Here is a 15187-nt window from a genome sequence, read left to right as displayed (position 1 = left end):
TTAGACAAGGAGGGAACGGCCCTGCACAAGATCAAGATGCCCTTCATCATCGTTGCCCTGCTGATCGGGCTTGTCGTCTCGATTACGTTTGCGGTGACACTCGGCTCGGTGGAAATCAAACCAGCGACGGTATGGAAAATTGCCTTGGCGAATCTCCCGCTGGTCAATCAATGGGTGGAAGTGGATTGGTCAAAAGGAGAACAGACCATTATCTGGGACATTCGGTTTCCCCGCGTCCTGCTGGGGGCTGTCGTCGGGGCCGGCCTGTCTGTTGTGGGGGTGGCGATCCAGTCTCTGGTTCGCAACTCCCTCGCAGATCCGTACATATTGGGAGTCTCCTCGGGCGCATCGGCCGGAGCGACGCTGGTCATTTTGTTCGGAGCATTCAGCATGTACGGACAATTCGCGCTTTCTTTCGGTGCTTTCACCGGATCGCTCGTCTCGATCCTGCTTATTTTTACCTTGTCCCGCATCGGCGGGCAAAACTCGACGGTGCGTCTGCTCATGGCCGGCATCGCGATTTCCGCCATCCTGTCTGCGATCACCAGCCTGATTATTTTTTCCGCGCCCAACGAGCACGGCATCCGCTCTGTCCTGTTCTGGATGAGCGGCAGTCTGGCCGGAGGGAAGTGGGAGTATTTGACCATACCGACGCTGATCGTCGTCATCTGTCTGATTGTCCTGTTGACGCAATACCGTTCGCTCAATGCGATGCTGATGGGCGAAGAAGCGGCGGGGACGCTGGGCGTCAATACGGTGCAATTTCGCAAGCTGCTGCTGGTCATTACCGCGCTTTTGACGGGCGTCATCGTCTCGATCAGCGGGTCTATCGGCTTTGTCGGCTTGATGATGCCGCATATCGTTCGCGTCATCGTCGGCTCGGACCATCGTCGCGTCCTGCCTGTCAGCGCCTTGTTCGGGGCCATTTTCCTGATCTGGGCGGACGTGATCGCCCGGCTTGCGTTTGCGCCGGAAGAGCTGCCGATCGGGATTATCACGGCGCTGTGCGGCGGTCCGTTCTTTATTTGGTTGATGATGCGCAGCTCATATTCTTTCGGAGGTAGCGGGCGATGAATCTGCATGTGGAGAACATTTCGGTCGAGCTGGAGAAAAAAACGATTTTGCGCGACGTTAGCCTGACGGTTCGCTCCGGCGAATTTGTGGGGCTGATCGGGCCGAATGGCAGCGGAAAGTCCACCCTGCTCAAAAGCATTTATCGGGCGCTCGAGCCGCGCAGCGGATTCATTTCCCTGGACGGGGCTGACGTGTACGAGCTTACCGCCCGGCAAAATGCGCAGCGCATGGCGGTCGTGCGCCAGGAGTCGTCGATCGAGTTTGACTTTACCGTCATGGAAATCGTCATGATGGGGCGCTCACCCCATAAAAGGCTGTTTCAAACCGATACCCCGGCGGACAGCCGCATCTGTGAAGAGGCGCTGGAGCGGGTCGGCATGCAGGCGTACGCCTCGCGCAGCTTTTTTTCCTTGTCTGGCGGAGAAAAGCAGCGCGTGCTGATTGCAAGAGCGCTGGTCCAGCAAGCCGAGTTTCTCGTATTGGACGAGCCGACCAACCATCTGGACGTCCGGTACCAGCTACAGGTGATGGATCTGGTCAAGACGCTCGGGATTACCGTGTTTTCCTCGCTGCATGATCTGAATATCGCCGCCATGTACTGCGATCGGCTGTACGTCATTCGCGACGGGGAGCTGGTTGCTTCCGGCACGCCGGAGGAAGTGCTTGAACCCGGGTTGATTCGCGATGTTTTCGGGGTAGAGACAGAGGTGGTCACCCATCCGATCACGGGGAAAAAACACGTTTATTTCTTTTCGGAAGCGGTCCGCGTCCAGCAATCGCGACAGGAGGTCAAAGCATTATGAGTGTGTACAGTTGCCAAGTATGCAAGTTCCGCTACGACGAATGGCTAGGCGATACAAAAAACGGCGTCCCACCAGGGGTGCCTTTTTCGCATTTGGCAGGCTCGGTCTGTACGACCTGTGGGATGCAAGGAGAGGGGCGGCACGTGCGCCTTCCGGAGGCCACATACTCCGGATTGGAAGCCACCTATTACGACCAGTTTGCCGGAAAAGCGGGCATCGCGTTTTACCGCAACTGGCTGCTGCAAGAAGCAGAGCAAGCCCCGGTGTCCGTGCTCGAGCTTGGCGTAGGCACAGGGCGCATTGCCATTGAGCTGGCGCGCTGCGGCTTGTCCGTCTGCGGCGTGGACAATAGCCCTGACATGCTGGAGATCGCGACAAAAAAGAAGCGGCGCATGCTCAAGGACAACGAGGAACTGCTTGAGCTGATCGAGCAAAATGTACAGGAGTTGCAGCTTGCTTCCCGCTTTACCCATGTGCTGCTGCCCGAAGGCATTTTTCAGCAGGCGACCTGTAGAGAGGAACAGCGGCAGTTGCTTTCGGTCGTTGCCCGGCATTTGACAGAAGGCGGAACAGTGGCGATTGACTTGCTCCTGCCGCCGGTGAACCGCAAATGGTCGCTCATGCAGCGCAAGTTTGTGTTCCCGGACCGGATGGTGTACCAAAAAGTCGAGGGAGAAACGCTCATTGCCGAGCAAAAGTTCCGCTATACGCTGACCTATGAGACGTTTGTGGAGCAGGTGGAGCAGCCGCGCTACCGAGTGGAGCGCGAGCTGGCGCTGCTGTTGCCGGGAGAGCTGGAGTTGCTCCTGGAATCTTCGGGCTACAACGTCGTGCAAAGCAGGGAAAACGTCGTTTGCCACCGCAGCCAGCCGCCAGAGCAAACGGAAGAGTACGAGCTGGATCGCTGGCAGCACGGCGGCTATCCGTTTGCCGAACTACCGGGCGCTCCGGGGGCGGCGACGCGCTGGACGATCATTGCCAAAAAAAATTCCGCCCCTTCCCTGTAACAAAATCTACGCGGCTGCATCTAACCAGTAAAGGATTTGCGTGAAGGAGGTCGCGCCCTTGGATACGTTGCAGCCTACGGCAGACGCTGCATTCGAACAGATCATGCAAGAGTACGGGACGCGGGTCCTTCGGCTGGTCACTTTTCTGGTCAAGGATCACAGTCTGGCTGAAGATATAACTCAAGAAGTGTTTGTCAAAGTGTATCGGCATCTGCCCCGGTTTCGCGGGGAGAGCACGGTTCATACATGGCTGTACCGGATTGCGGTCAACGAATGCAAAGGCCATTTGCGCTCCTGGTCGTTTCGGAATATCCTGCCTCGCTCGTGGATCAGGCAAGACGGCGAGCTGTCCACGGAGCATCTCGTGCTCGACCAGGCAGAGCGGGATCAGCTTGTGACGGAAGTGCTGCAGCTTCCTCCGCTGTATCGCCAGGTCATCGTCCTGCACTACTATGCCGATTTGACGATCAGCGAGGTCGCCTCTGTGCTCGCAGTGTCAGAGGGAACAGTCAGAACCCGGTTGCACAGGGCGAGACAACGGCTGAAGCAGAGTCTGGCGGAAGGGAGTGAGTGGGAATGGACGAGAACAGATGGCTCGCAAATTTGAAGGACAGGGCCGATCAAACCGCTTTTCGCGACGTCCGCTTTACCGAAGCGATGAAGGATCAGGTAAGAACGCGGATAAGCCGGGAAGCGAGAAGGAGCGGCTGGAAAAGGCTCGCCATGCCAGCGACTGTCCTCGTCCTGGGCTTTCTCATCTGGACGGCTTTGCCGCTGCCACAGCCAGCCGAGCATGCCGCCCATCCCCAACCGCCCGTGCCAGAGCTGCTGCCGGGCGGCCAACTGCTCGCGCCGGATTTGTGGAAGCCGATGCCGCTCATTTCGGCTACGTACGAGCAGCAATCTTTTTCCTATGTAGGGGAAAAGCCTGTCCGGGCGATGACCGATCCCGACGGCCTGTACGAAGGACAGACACAGCGCTTCATCTGGCTGTTGAACGCAAGCGAGTTGTCTCGGGTGGAGCTTGTCGCTTACAGCAGTGCGGGCAAGCGCATCGAGCTGGGCAGCTATCAGGTGATGGGGCCGCTGCACGATGCGTCCGGGCATTTTCCATCCGGCATCGCATTGCCCGATCCGGGTGTCTGGAAGCTGCAGGTGCTGTCCCAAGGCAAGCAGCTCGGACATGTGTTCGTCGAGGTGAAAAAAGGCATTTCCCCCGCGAACCGCGAACTGGTCGAGCCGATCGTCCGCAGCTATTTGGAGACGGAAGAAACCAAGCTGGGCTGGCTGCCGAATGACAGAGAGGTCAGTCTGGAGCTGTTGGGAGTGGAGGCCCCGAATGCAGAGCGCAGGGTCGTGTACGCCTGGGTGAAAGTATTGAGCAAAAATCCGGCGCATTCCTCCGGCGTCAGCGCTCCGATGGTCTTTTATCTCGCTTACGACGGACAAACGTACCGCGTGCAAGACATGCAGATGCCAGAAGACGGGAGCCGCTACAATAGCAGCCTGCAAAAGCTGTTTCCGCCAAACGTGCTCGAGCAAATTCGCTATCGCGAGTGACGCACGGCTGTCGGCGTGGCGTTCTCAAAAAAACAACCGGACTTTTCCCGTCACGAGGAAAAGGTCCGGTTGTTCGTTGCTGCAAGGTAATTGGCGAGGCATGTGCTTGCCCACAGCACTCAGCCGTATATTTGCGCGCCGATGGCGAAGTACGTGCCGGCCCGGGGCGGCAAGCGATCTGCATTCGCGACCATGACAGGCGGGTGGGACGCCTTTTGGAAGCCGTTTTGCTCCAAAAAAGCAAGGAAGGCAGGCTGTCCATCCGGTACGTCGATGCGCACCTGGCCCGGATGGTTTTCCGTGAGCTTGCCCAGCAACTGGATCGCCATGTCGGCATCCAGCGCGACAATCGGCCCGGCGATCAGGTTGACTGGCCCTTGGATGGCAAAGCCGTAGCCGACGATCGTGCCGGATTCGGTTTTCGCTACCAGACAGGTTGCTGCTTGCCGCATGCGTGCTTGCAGAAAATGCTCGCGGCGGCTGCCGAGTGCCTGCTGGTCCAGCAAGGCGACGCTTGCGAAGTCCGCTTCGCTCATCGGGACGATCTGATACGTCGCTGTTGGAGGGAGCGGCGGTGCTGCGAGCTTGCCGCCCGGGCGCACAAACTTGTGGATGCGCTCGACGGTGGCAAAGCCGAGGCTTTTGTAGAGCGGCTCCCCGTCGGCTGTAGCGATGAGCATGATGGTCGTATCGCCCGGCACCGCAGCCAGACAGGCTTGCATCAGGTCGCGCCCGTATCCGCGGCCGCGGCACGATTCATGCACGATCACCATGCCGACCGTAGCCAGTCTGTCTTCATAGGCGATGATCGCCGCAGACGAGACGACCCGGTCGCCGTCATCCTTGTGCCCGAATACTTTACCGATAGACAAAATCGTGCGGATTTCCGCTTCGTCATAGTCCCAGCCCACTGAGTCGGACAGCGCCATCAGATCGGGAATGTCTGCGACAGACAAGCTGTGCAGGCGGTGGGTCGTGCTTTTCACGTTGGATCAGTCTCCGTTTCGTTGTAGTTGCTCTTTGTCGCTTCTCGCTTGTAGCGCATCGGCCAGAAGCTTGCGTGTCTGCGGCAGGCGAGCCGCGGCTCCGTGCTCGTGCTGCGGCTCGCTCCAGGCGAAGCCGTCGCCGTGGAAGCGAGGAATGACATGCAGGTGAAAATGGGTCAGCTCGTTGAAAGCTCCGCCGTTTTGACAGAGCGTAATCCCGTCAGGCTTATACACACGGCGCAAGACACGGGAGAGGAGAGTCGCCGCTTCCGTAACGTTTTGCATCGTGCGCGCATCCAAATCTGTCCATTCGACGAGGTGCTGCTTGGGGAGAATCAGCGTGTGTCCCTCCGAAAAAGGCTCGATATCGAGCAGACACGTCACCCACTCGTTTTCATAGACGACGTGGGCGGGCGCCAGAGAAAGGGCCAAACGGCAGCCCAGACAGTCGATTTGCTCCGAATACACGCGTTGCTTTTGCATGCCAATCTCCTTTTTCCATCACTTTATCATAAAAAGAAAGTTTTGGTGACGAGCAAAAACGTGACAAGCGCCGTATTCTCTTTGGTTGCTCTTTATATCAAGCGTTTGTTATAATTACCGTTAGTGTATTTTTTCGAGGCGCAATCTGTACGTTTGAATGGATTCGCGTGGGAGGGAACGAACAGCACATGGATCGCCGTGAAAGACAAAAAAGGATTCGAAATTTTTCCATCATCGCCCACATTGACCATGGAAAGTCGACGCTGGCAGACCGGATTTTGGAACTGACCGGAGCGTTGACTGCACGTGAGATGGAAGCCCAGTTTCTGGATACGATGGAGCTGGAAAAAGAGCGCGGGATTACAATCAAGCTGAATGCCGTGCGTTTGAACTATAAAGCAGAGGACGGAGAGGAATACATTCTCCACCTGATCGACACACCTGGACACGTAGACTTTACGTACGAGGTTTCCCGCAGCCTGGCTGCCTGTGAAGGAGCGATTCTCGTCGTGGACGCCGCTCAGGGGATCGAAGCCCAGACGCTTGCCAACGTCTATTTGGCGCTGGACAGCAATCTGGAGATCATTCCGGTCATCAACAAGATCGACCTGCCAAGCGCGGAGCCTGAGCGCGTGAAGCAAGAGGTAGAGGACGTCATCGGGCTGGATGCCAGCGAAGCGGTGCTCACCTCTGCCAAAGCAGGCATCGGGATCAAGGAAGTGCTGGAAGCGGTCGTGCAAAAGGTGCCGGCTCCAGAGGGAGATCCGGACGCGCCGCTGCAGGCACTGATTTTCGACTCGTATTTTGACGCGTACAGAGGGGTTATCGCTTCGATCCGCGTCATCAACGGTACGCTTAGAAAAGGCATGAAAATCAAAATGATGGCGACCGGCAAGTCGTTCGAGGTGACGGAAATCGGTACCTCGACGCCGCGCCAGACGCAAGTGGAAGAGCTGACTGTCGGCGACGTAGGCTACGTGGCTGCTTCGATCAAAACCGTTGGCGACACGCGCGTCGGGGATACGATTACCGATGCGGCCCGTCCTGCTGCCGAGCCGCTGCCAGGCTACCGCAAGATCAACCCGATGGTATTCTGCGGCCTGTACCCGATCGAGACGAACGAGTACAACGACCTGCGCGAAGCATTGGAAAAGCTGCAGCTCAACGACGCGTCGCTGCAATTCGAGCCGGAGACGTCGCAAGCGCTTGGCTTTGGCTTCCGTTGCGGCTTCCTGGGACTTTTGCACATGGAGATCATCCAGGAGCGCATCGAGCGCGAGTTCAACATCAACCTGATTACGACGGCTCCGAGCGTTATTTACCGCATTACCCGGACAAACGGGGAAGTGTTCGAGATCGACAACCCGTCGAAAATGCCGGAAGCGCAAAAGATCGAAATGATCGAGGAGCCGTACGTGCTCTCCACCATCATGGTGCCAAAAGAGTACGTGGGCGACGTCATGCAGCTTTGCCAGGGCAAGCGCGGGGAGTTCCTCGACATGCAGTACATGGGGGAAAACCGCGTGCAGCTCAAATACGACATGCCGCTTTCCGAGATCGTCTACGACTTCTTCGACATGTTGAAGTCGGGTACGCGCGGATACGCCTCTTTTGACTACGAACTGGCAGGCTACAAGCCGTCCAAGCTGGTGAAGATGGATATCCTCCTGAACGGCGAAATGGTCGACGCCTTGTCGTTTATCGTGCACAAGGACACGGCATATGCCCGCGGAAAAGTCATTTGCGAAAAGCTCAAGGAGCTGATTCCGCGTCAGCAGTTCGAGGTGCCGATTCAGGCGGCCATCGGGCACAAGGTCGTGGCTCGCGAAACGATCAGCGCCCTGCGCAAAAACGTTCTCGCCAAGTGCTACGGCGGGGACATTTCGCGGAAACGCAAGCTGCTCGAAAAGCAAAAAGAAGGAAAGAAGCGCATGAAGTCCGTCGGCTCCGTCGAGGTGCCGCAAGAAGCGTTTATGGCTGTATTGCGCATGGATGATAAGAAGTAGGCCTGACCTTGTGTCAGGTCTTTTCCATTCGTCGACAAGCGCGCAGCCTGGCGCGACCGGGTTTTTCACCTGTATTTCAAACACGAAGGAGGGGAAGCGTCATGATGCCGCAATCGGTGTACATCCACATTCCCTTTTGCACAAATAAATGCTATTACTGCGATTTCAACTCGTTTGTGACGAACAACCCGCAACTGGTCTGGGACTACCTGGACGCCTTGGACAAGGAGATGGAGCTGACGTTTCGCGAGCAGCCAGTCCAGGAGGTCAAGACGATCTTCGTCGGCGGAGGCACGCCTACGTTTCTCGACCACGCCCAGATGCGAAAGTTTTTGCAGACCGTCCAGACTCACCTCGGCGCATACTGGACGGACGACATCGAATTTACGATGGAAGCCAATCCGGGGACGACCGACGTGGAAAAGCTGCGGATCATGCACGAGCTTGGCGTCAATCGGCTCAGCTTCGGCGTGCAGTCGTTTGACAATGCCCTGTTGAAGCGGCTGGGGCGGATTCACGACCGGGACGACGTGTACCGTAGCATCGAGAACGCGAAGCAAGTCGGGTTTGCAAACGTGAGCATTGACTTGATGTTCGGCCTGCCGGACCAGACGATGGAAATTTTTCGCGAGACGCTGCACAAGGCTTTCGAGCTGGGGACGACACACTTTTCCGCGTACAGCCTGAAGGTCGAGGAAAATACGCTTTTCCACACGCTCTATCAAAAAGACCAGTTGCCGCTCCCGTCGGAAGAGACGGAGCTTGCGATGTACATGGTGCTGATCGAGGAGATGGAGCGCCACGGCTATCCGCAGTACGAAATCAGCAATTTCGCGAAGCCGGGCTTTGCGAGTAAACATAATAAAACCTATTGGCTCAATCGTGAATACTATGGGTTGGGGGCGGGTGCCCACGGCTACGTGTGCGGGCAAAGACATGTCAACGCCGGGCCGCTTACGATCTACATGCAAAAATGCAAGGAAGGCTTGCCGCGCGTCGAGCAGTTTGCGGTGCCGAAGGAAGATGCGATGGAGGAGCAGATGATTTTGGGGCTGCGCTTGCGGGAAGGGGTCGACCTGGCCGGGTTCGCCTCGCGATTTGGCGTGTCTGCACATGACGTTTTCGGGACGATAATAGAAGAAGAGATTGCCAAAGGCATGCTGGAAGAGCAAGACGGCTGTCTGAAGCTGACCAAACAGGGACTTCCACTCGGAAATGAGGTATTCGCGCGTTTTTTGCGCTAAAATCAGGGCATTGCTGGCGAAATATGTGAGATTTTGACCGTGTATCTCGCTCAAGTCCGTTGACAAATCCTTCTACTATTGATACCTTAGTAAATAGATTTAGCACTCGTTAAGTATGAGTGCTAACAAACGCTCCGAAACAGTGAGCGACAACATCTTTCTTTTCATGCTCAACGGGGAGGCGAGCGACATCCATGTTATCTGACCGTCAACAATTGATTTTGAACGCGATTGTCGATAATTACATTCATTCTGCCGAACCGGTTGGTTCCCGGACGATTTCCAAACGGGAGGACATCGGGTTTTCTTCGGCGACCATTCGCAACGAGATGTCCGACTTGGAAGAGCTGGGGTACTTGGAGCAGCCCCACACGTCGGCAGGGCGAGTTCCTTCTACAAAAGGATACCGTTTTTACGTCGACAATCTGATTCAGCCGCAGGACTTGAGCGAGGCCGAATTGGGCAAACTGAAACAGTTGTTTGCCGAGCGTATTCTCCATTCCGAACAGGTGGTAGAGTACACGGCTCAAATTCTTTCCCAGTTGACCAATTACACGGCAATTGTCCTGGGGCCGGAGATTTTTGAGCATCGGTTAAAACATATTCAAATCGTTCCTCTGAACGAGACACAGGCGGTTGCGATTGTCGTTACGCATACCGGGCGTGTGGAGAACAAGCTGATCGATCTTCCCGAAGGCATTGGCGTAAGCGAAATCGAGCGCCTCGTCAACCTGTTGAATGCCAAATTGACCGATGTGCCGCTGTGGCAGTTGAGACAGCGCGTCTATCAGGAAATATCGGGCGAGATGCGCCGCTATGCGGAGCAGTACGAGGAAATGCTGAAGATTCTCGACAAGTCGCTGACACACGAAGAGGAGCGCGTTTACTTACGCGGTGCGACCAAGATCATGAACCAGCCGGAATTCCGCGACGTAGATAAGGTCAAGGACATTCTGGAGCTTCTGGAGCAAAACGATCAGCTTTTGCACTTGATCGGGATGCCGGGAGAGGGACTTACGGTGCGCATCGGTCAGGAAAACCAGCTAGACGCGATCAAGCAATGCAGTATTATTACCACGTCCTACTCGCTTGGAGGCAAGCCGGCAGGGATGGTTGGAATACTTGGCCCGACGCGAATGGAATATGGCAAAGTCATTTCCGTACTCAATTATTTGGCAGAAGGCTTATCGCGCATGCTGACTTCGCAGTTTGAGAAATAAATGGAGGACGGCTTCGCTGATTTTTTGCCAATCAGGAAAAGAGCCCCCAGGAGGTATCGACGTTGAGCGAAGAAAAAATGACCCAAGATCCGTCTGCCGCAGAAGAGCAAGTCAATGAGGCAGCCGGAGAGCAAGAGACGGCCGAGGTGAACTGGGAGCAGGAAGCAGCCCAGTGGAAAGCGCAGGCGGAGGAACATCAAAACCGCATGCTGCGCGCCATGGCTGACATGGATAACCTGAGACGCCGTGTGCGCAAGGAGCAGGAAGATCTGGCCAAGTATGCTTCCCTGAAAATCGTGGAAGAGCTGCTGCCGGTTCTCGACAACTTCGAGCGCGCGCTTGCTGCCGACAAGGAATCCATGACGGTAGAATCGCTTTTGGAAGGAGTCAACATGGTGTACCGCCAGATGGTGCAAGTTTTCGAAAAAGAAGGCTTGAGCGCCATCGAGGCACAAGGAAAGCCGTTTGACCCGCACGTTCATCAGGCTGTCATGCAGACCCAGAACCCTGAATTTGATTCGGGCGTCGTAGTGGCCGAACTGCAAAAAGGATACATGTTCAAGGACCGCGTCGTTCGTCCGGCGATGGTTCAAGTGAACAAGTAAGCTTGATTTCACCCATTCATTCGATGAGAAAGTGTTAGGAGGACATATTGTATGAGTCGCGTAATTGGTATTGACCTTGGAACAACTAACTCTTGCGTAGCGGTAATGGAAGGCGGCGAACCAGTCGTCATCGCCAACGCCGAAGGAAACCGCACCACTCCTTCTGTCGTCGCTTTCAAAAACGGCGAGCGCATCGTAGGGGAAGCGGCAAAACGCCAGGCGATCACCAACCCTGACAACACCGTTATTTCCATCAAGCGTCACATGGGTACTACCCACAAGGAAACATTGGAAGGCAACCAGTACACCCCTGAGCAAATCTCTGCGATGATTTTGCAAAAGCTGAAAGCAGACGCCGAGGCTTACCTGGGCCAGCCTGTGACGCAGGCGGTGATTACGGTGCCTGCGTACTTCAACGACGCCCAACGCCAGGCAACCAAAGACGCTGGTAAAATCGCCGGTCTGGAAGTGCTGCGCATCGTGAACGAACCAACCGCAGCTGCCCTTGCATACGGTATGGAAAAGACCGAAGACCAAACCGTCCTCGTATATGACCTCGGCGGCGGTACGTTTGACGTTTCCATTCTGGAACTGTCCGACGGCTTCTTCGAAGTAAAAGCGACCTCCGGCGACAACAAGCTGGGTGGAGACGACTTCGACGATGTGATTATCAACTACCTCGTCAGCGAGTTCAAAAAAGAACACGGCATTGATCTGTCCAAAGACCGCATGGCGATGCAGCGTTTGAAAGACGCGGCGGAAAAAGCGAAAAAAGACTTGTCCGGCGTACTGACTACGACGATCTCGCTGCCGTTTATTACAGCAGATGCGACAGGTCCAAAACACTTGGAGATGAACCTGACTCGCGCCAAATTCGAAGAACTGTCCGCTGAACTCGTAGAGCGCACCATGGGTCCAACCCGTCAGGCGCTGAAAGACGCAGGCTTGACGCCAAGCGATATTGACCGCGTCATCCTTGTCGGTGGTTCTACACGCATTCCGGCTGTACAGGAAGCGATCAAGAAGTTTATCGGCAAAGAACCGCACAAAGGCGTGAACCCGGATGAAGTGGTAGCGCTGGGTGCTGCCGTGCAAGCAGGGGTACTGACTGGTGACGTGAAAGACGTCGTTCTGCTCGACGTAACTCCGCTGTCCCTCGGTATCGAAACTTTGGGTGGCGTATTCACCAAGCTGATCGAGCGCAATACGACCATTCCGACCAGCAAGTCCCAAGTGTTCTCTACAGCTGCTGACAACCAGACTTCTGTAGAAATCCACGTTCTCCAGGGCGAGCGCCAGATGGCTGCCGACAACAAATCGCTGGGCCGCTTCACGCTGTCCGATATCCCGCCAGCGCCGCGCGGTGTTCCGCAAATCGAAGTTTCCTTCGATATCGACGCAAACGGTATCGTGAACGTGCGTGCAAAAGACCTGGGTACAGGAAAAGAGCAACGCATCACCATCACTTCCAACTCCGGTTTGTCTGATGAAGAAATCGAACGCATGGTAAAAGAAGCCGAGCTGAATGCGGAAGCGGACAGAAAGCGCAAGGAAGAAGTCGAAATCCGCAACGAAGCTGACCAGCTCGTATTCACTACCGAGAAGACGCTGAAAGAAGTGGAAGGCAAGGTAGACCAGGCGGAGATCGACCGTGCGAACGCTGCCAAGGACAAAGTGAAAAAAGCGCTGGAAGGCGGCAACATCGACGAAATCAAAGCTGCAAAAGACGAACTGTCCGAGATCATCCAACAAATTTCCGTGAAGCTCTATGAGCAGGCTGCACAAGCGCAGCAAAATGCAGGGGGCGCAGCAGAAGGTCAAGAACCGAAGAAGGACAATGTCGTTGATGCTGACTATGAAGTGGTAGACGAGAAAAAGTAATCACGAAGGAAGCGGGAGGGGAGAGCGATTCTCCCCTCGCTCCCCGCGATGTGACCCCATGGAAGTCAAAGTCACGCAAAAGCTGACTTTGACTTTTTTTCGGGTCTGTCACATGCTATGATAACAGTTGACTGTCATGGGAGTGATATTAGGAGATGAAACGCGATTACTACGAGGTTCTGGGAGTAGCCAAGGACGCGGACGCGGAAGAAATCAAGAAAGCGTACCGGAAGCTTGCCCGCCAGTACCATCCGGATGTAAATAAAGCCGCTGATGCGGAAGAAAAGTTCAAGGAAGTCAAGGAAGCTTACGATGTCCTGTCTGAACCGCAAAAACGCGCGCAGTACGATCGTTTCGGCCATCAGGACCCGAATCAGGGCTTTGGCGGCGGAGGGTTTGACACGTCGGGCATGGGCGGCTTCGGAGACATTTTTGACATGTTCTTCGGTGGCGGCGGCAGACGCGCGAACCCGAACGCGCCGCGCAAAGGGGCCGATCTGCAATTCGGCCTGAGCATTGATTTTATCGACGCGATTTTTGGAAAAGAAACCGATGTGGAAATCCCGAAAGAAGCGGAGTGCGATACGTGCCTCGGCTCCGGGGCCAAACCGGGAACAGGCGTCGAGACGTGCAAAACTTGTCACGGTACCGGGCAGCAGGAAGTGGCAGCGAACACGCCGTTTGGCCGCATCGTCAACCGTCGCGTCTGCTCCACGTGCGAAGGCAAAGGAAAAGTTTTCAAAGAAAAATGCTCCACGTGCCGAGGCAGTGGACGCGTCAAGATACGCCGCAAAATTCATCTCAACATCCCGGCAGGTGTCGATGACGGAGCGCAATTGCGCGTCTCGGGCGAAGGGGAACCGGGAGCCAACGGAGGGCCTCCAGGTGATTTGTACGTCGTGCTGCGCGTGAAAAGCCACGAGTTTTTCGAGCGCGAAGGCAACGATATTTACTGCGAAGTGCCGCTCACTTACGCACAGGCGGCGCTCGGCGACGAGATCGAGGTGCCAACCGTGGATGGCCGCGTGAAGCTGAAAATCCCGGCGGGAACACAGACAGAAACCTTCTTCCGCTTGCGTGGAAAAGGTGTGCCGCACCTGCGCGGCAACGGCAGTGGCGATCAGCACGTCAAAGTGCGCGTCATCACGCCGACGAAGCTCAGCGACAGGCAAAAAGAGCTTCTGCGCGAGTTGGCTGAACTGTCCGGAGAGAAGCCGGGACAGCATGGCGCAGGCGGAGAAGACGAAAGCTTTTTTGAAAAAATGAAACGGGCATTCCGCGGCGAGTAATCGGTCGCGGTTTTGTCCGCTTGCAGTTAAACAAGTTCATCAGGAAAGCAAAAGTGGGGAGTGGTAGATTCGTGAAATGGTCAGAAATCAGTATCCATACAACAGCGGAGGCTACGGAGGCGGTGTCCAGCCTTCTCTATGAAATGGGGGCTAACGGTGTCGTCATCGAAGACCCGGAGGTGCTCTATCGCGAGTGGGATACCCCCTTTGGCGAAATCTACCAGCTCTCTCCTGACGATTTTCCGGCCGAGGGCGTATTCGTCAAAGCGTATTTGCCCGTTGACAGCAGCGAGTTGATTGATGTCGTGGAAGAATTGAAAGAGCAACTGGCGCAACTGACCGACTACGGCCTGGACATCGGCAAGGCGTCGATCGCCGTAAACGATGTTCACGAGGACGAATGGGCCCACGCCTGGAAAAAGTATTACAAGCCTGTGCACGTCTCTGACCGGATGACGATCAAGCCTGTCTGGGAAGAGTATGAGCCGCGCCACCCGGAAGAAATCATCATCGAGATGGACCCGGGAATGGCTTTTGGGACAGGGACGCATCCGACGACGATTCTCTGTTTGCGCGCGCTGGAAAAGTATTTGACAAAAGGCGATCGCGTGTACGACGTGGGAACCGGAACGGCGATTTTGAGCATTGCTGCGATCAAGCTGGGGGCCAAAGACGTGATTGCGATGGATTTGGACGAGGTGGCGGTGCGCTCCGCCCAGGCCAACACCGAGCTGAACGGCGTGAGCGAGCACATCACCGTCAGACAGAACAACTTGCTGGATGGCATCGAGGAGCAGGTGGAGGTCATCGTCGCCAACATTTTGGCGGAAGTCATCTTGCGCTTCACAGACGATGTATTCCGCGTGCTGAAGCCAGGCGGCACGTTCATCGCATCCGGCATTATCGCGGCGCGGGAAGCGGACGTCAAAGCCGCTTTGGTCGCTTCCGGGCTTGAAGTCGTGGAAACCATTTTCATCGACGACTGGGTAGCAATTGTCGCAAAAAAACGATAGAATAGTGAGGTTGGCG

Annotated in this window: 14 protein-coding genes; 12 read left to right on the top strand and 2 right to left on the bottom strand. The window is 55.8% G+C overall.

Annotated elements, in window-relative coordinates:
- Positions 1-36 precede the first annotated feature (36 nt).
- The 5 genes from BA6348_RS18980 to BA6348_RS18960 are packed head-to-tail and all read left to right on the top strand — an operon-like array spanning position 37 to position 4444.
- The gene (locus tag BA6348_RS18980) at positions 37-1074 is read left to right on the top strand and encodes a FecCD family ABC transporter permease (RefSeq protein WP_007777522.1); all 1038 of its coding nucleotides are present in this window, start codon (positions 37-39) and stop codon (positions 1072-1074) included.
- Positions 1071-1877, top strand: coding sequence for a heme ABC transporter ATP-binding protein (locus tag BA6348_RS18975; RefSeq protein WP_122952716.1), 807 nt, complete (start codon positions 1071-1073; stop codon positions 1875-1877). Before BA6348_RS18980 ends, BA6348_RS18975 begins: the two co-directional genes overlap by 4 nt.
- A complete protein-coding gene (locus BA6348_RS18970) occupies positions 1874-2884 on the top strand; it encodes a methyltransferase domain-containing protein (RefSeq protein WP_122952717.1) in 1011 nt (336 codons plus the stop codon). The genes BA6348_RS18975 and BA6348_RS18970 overlap by 4 nt, the downstream gene beginning before the upstream one ends.
- Before the next feature lie 58 nt (positions 2885-2942).
- Positions 2943-3491 (top strand): sigma-70 family RNA polymerase sigma factor, encoded by a 549-nt coding sequence (locus BA6348_RS18965; RefSeq protein WP_005833118.1) that lies wholly within the window; start codon positions 2943-2945, stop codon positions 3489-3491.
- Positions 3461-4444, top strand: coding sequence for a hypothetical protein (locus BA6348_RS18960; RefSeq protein WP_025844880.1), 984 nt, complete (start codon positions 3461-3463; stop codon positions 4442-4444). The genes BA6348_RS18965 and BA6348_RS18960 overlap by 31 nt, the downstream gene beginning before the upstream one ends.
- 119 nt (positions 4445-4563) lie before the next feature.
- Here the strand turns inward: BA6348_RS18960 and BA6348_RS18955 are convergent, their stop codons facing one another.
- The gene (locus BA6348_RS18955; protein ID WP_122952718.1) at positions 4564-5430 is read right to left on the bottom strand and encodes a GNAT family N-acetyltransferase; all 867 of its coding nucleotides are present in this window, start codon (positions 5428-5430) and stop codon (positions 4564-4566) included.
- A gap of 6 nt (positions 5431-5436) precedes the next feature.
- Entirely contained in the window at positions 5437-5913 is a 477-nt protein-coding gene (locus tag BA6348_RS18950) for an HIT family protein (RefSeq protein WP_122952719.1), read from the bottom strand.
- Between the two features lie 188 nt (positions 5914-6101).
- On the opposite strand from BA6348_RS18950, the gene lepA reads away from it, so the two are divergent.
- The 7 genes from lepA (at position 6102) to prmA (ending at position 15171) form a co-directional block, all read left to right on the top strand.
- On the top strand, positions 6102-7919 hold the full coding sequence (gene lepA, locus BA6348_RS18945) for a translation elongation factor 4 (RefSeq protein WP_007777542.1): 1818 nt from the start codon (positions 6102-6104) through the stop codon (positions 7917-7919).
- Positions 7920-8020: 101 nt separating this feature from the next.
- Complete coding sequence (gene hemW, locus BA6348_RS18940) at positions 8021-9163, top strand: radical SAM family heme chaperone HemW (protein ID WP_005833109.1); 1143 nt, start codon at positions 8021-8023, stop codon at positions 9161-9163.
- Between the two features lie 194 nt (positions 9164-9357).
- Positions 9358-10383, top strand: a complete 1026-nt coding sequence (gene hrcA / locus BA6348_RS18935) for a heat-inducible transcriptional repressor HrcA (RefSeq protein WP_005833107.1) — start codon at positions 9358-9360, stop codon at positions 10381-10383.
- A 77-nt stretch (positions 10384-10460) separates the two neighbouring features.
- The gene (gene grpE, locus BA6348_RS18930; RefSeq protein WP_122952721.1) at positions 10461-10988 is read left to right on the top strand and encodes a nucleotide exchange factor GrpE; all 528 of its coding nucleotides are present in this window, start codon (positions 10461-10463) and stop codon (positions 10986-10988) included.
- A gap of 51 nt (positions 10989-11039) precedes the next feature.
- Positions 11040-12869: a molecular chaperone DnaK gene (dnaK, locus tag BA6348_RS18925; protein ID WP_005833103.1), complete on the top strand. Its 1830-nt coding sequence runs from the start codon at positions 11040-11042 to the stop codon at positions 12867-12869.
- A gap of 155 nt (positions 12870-13024) precedes the next feature.
- On the top strand, positions 13025-14158 hold the full coding sequence (gene dnaJ, locus BA6348_RS18920) for a molecular chaperone DnaJ (RefSeq protein ID WP_122952720.1): 1134 nt from the start codon (positions 13025-13027) through the stop codon (positions 14156-14158).
- A gap of 71 nt (positions 14159-14229) precedes the next feature.
- A complete protein-coding gene (prmA, locus tag BA6348_RS18915) occupies positions 14230-15171 on the top strand; it encodes a 50S ribosomal protein L11 methyltransferase (RefSeq protein ID WP_005833100.1) in 942 nt (313 codons plus the stop codon).
- Positions 15172-15187: the final 16 nt, after the last annotated feature.

Origin of the sequence: Brevibacillus agri, from assembly GCF_004117055.1 — a bacterium.
Classification (GTDB): Bacteria; Bacillota; Bacilli; order Brevibacillales; family Brevibacillaceae; genus Brevibacillus; species Brevibacillus agri.
This window is presented reverse-complemented; position numbering and strand designations above follow the sequence as displayed.

Bases quoted from the DNA above. Each gene is read 5' to 3' on its own strand.
- BA6348_RS18980 (WP_007777522.1), top strand. From the start codon at position 37: ATGCCCTTCATCATCGTTGCCCTGCTGATCGGGCTTGTCGTCTCGATT.
- BA6348_RS18975 (WP_122952716.1), top strand. From the start codon at position 1,071: ATGAATCTGCATGTGGAGAACATTTCGGTCGAGCTGGAGAAAAAAACG.
- BA6348_RS18970 (WP_122952717.1), top strand. From the start codon at position 1,874: ATGAGTGTGTACAGTTGCCAAGTATGCAAGTTCCGCTACGACGAATGG.
- BA6348_RS18960 (WP_025844880.1), top strand. From the start codon at position 3,461: ATGGACGAGAACAGATGGCTCGCAAATTTGAAGGACAGGGCCGATCAA.
- BA6348_RS18950 (WP_122952719.1), bottom strand. From the start codon at position 5,913: ATGCAAAAGCAACGCGTGTATTCGGAGCAAATCGACTGTCTGGGCTGC.
- lepA (WP_007777542.1), top strand. From the start codon at position 6,102: ATGGATCGCCGTGAAAGACAAAAAAGGATTCGAAATTTTTCCATCATC.
- hemW (WP_005833109.1), top strand. From the start codon at position 8,021: ATGATGCCGCAATCGGTGTACATCCACATTCCCTTTTGCACAAATAAA.
- hrcA (WP_005833107.1), top strand. From the start codon at position 9,358: ATGTTATCTGACCGTCAACAATTGATTTTGAACGCGATTGTCGATAAT.
- grpE (WP_122952721.1), top strand. From the start codon at position 10,461: ATGACCCAAGATCCGTCTGCCGCAGAAGAGCAAGTCAATGAGGCAGCC.
- dnaK (WP_005833103.1), top strand. From the start codon at position 11,040: ATGAGTCGCGTAATTGGTATTGACCTTGGAACAACTAACTCTTGCGTA.
- dnaJ (WP_122952720.1), top strand. From the start codon at position 13,025: ATGAAACGCGATTACTACGAGGTTCTGGGAGTAGCCAAGGACGCGGAC.